The organism is Marinomonas foliarum (assembly GCF_003337275.1).
Taxonomy (GTDB): domain Bacteria; phylum Pseudomonadota; class Gammaproteobacteria; order Pseudomonadales; family Marinomonadaceae; genus Marinomonas; species Marinomonas foliarum.
In genome coordinates this window covers 1-1174 of the sequence record NZ_QPJQ01000083.1, presented here as the reverse complement: position 1 = coordinate 1174, position 1174 = coordinate 1, and the positions used below count along the sequence as shown (strand labels likewise).

Below are 1174 nucleotides of genomic sequence, written 5' to 3'. Positions count from 1 at the left end.
GGAACATACGAACAAGTAAGACAATTTTTAGCTGACTTTCAGCTTGTGACAGTATTTCCTCAGAAGCGACATTTAATCACCACTTAACCCACTTGTAAGGTACTTCAAGCACCTTACAACCGTTATTTGGACGGATTAACCCCGTGCAGAACGTATCATCTGATCTACTCGTAACAAATTTCCAAGTGCAAACAGCACGGCGAGTTTGTTGTCATTTTTAGACAGGCCTTTGTAGACGACTTTGCGGAACCCAAACTGGCATTTCAGTATTCTAAACGGGTGCTCGACTTTCGCTCGGATACTCGCCTTTAAGTATTCCGTTCGGATCAGCTGCTTGTTGAGGCGGGGGTGCTTTTTCCAAGCACGTATCTTGCTGGGCATCTCAGCTACTAACCAATCGACATTCTTATCTTTTGTTTCTGTGCGCTTTTCTACGCCACGGTAGCCAGAGTCCGCCGATACAAATGACTCATTGCCATGAAGAAGTTCCGTCAACTGGTTTAAATCGTGATCATTGGCAGGCGTCGTGGTGAAGCTGTGAACTAACCCACGCTTTGCATCAACACCGATGTGAGCTTTCATGCCAAAGAACCATTGTTTTCCCTTTTGCGTTTGGTGCATTTCGGGATCGCGTGCATTAGATTTATTTTTGGTGGAACTTGCTGCCTCAATAATCGTCGCATCAACGATTGTCCCTTCTTTAAAGTAGGTGCCAGAATCAGACAGCCATTTGTTTACTTCTTTGAAGAGTTTACGACCCAGCTTATGCTTCTCAAGCAGGTGACGGAAATTCATGATGGTCGTGTGGTCTGGGATCGCACCTTCTAATGATAGGCCAGCAAACAGCCGCATAGAGGTGATCTCGTAAAGGGCATCTTCCATCGCTGGATCACTCATGTTGTACCAGTTCTGCATAAAGTGAATGCGCAGCATGGTAGCGAGAGGGTATGGACGCCGACCATTGCCAGCTTTTGGGTAAAACGGCTCAATCTGAGCTTCGAGCTGTAGCCATGGAATCAGCTCATTCATCCGACCAAGGAAGAGCTCTTTGCGAGTCTTGCGGCGTTTGCTGGTAAATTCGGTATCGGCGAAGGAAAGCTGATTCATGTCATTCGGTCTTGAGGTAATGGTCAGATCGGCATTGTCTCATATTGGGGACTTAATCGCAGTTTCC

The 1174-nt window shown here is 46.5% G+C and carries 1 protein-coding gene; it reads right to left on the bottom strand.

Features of this window, described 5'->3' with window-relative positions; translation table 11 throughout:
* Positions 1–135: 135 nt before the first annotated feature.
* Complete coding sequence (locus DFP77_RS19425; protein ID WP_067038543.1) at positions 136–1107, bottom strand: IS5 family transposase; 972 nt, start codon at positions 1105–1107, stop codon at positions 136–138.
* Positions 1108–1174: the final 67 nt, after the last annotated feature.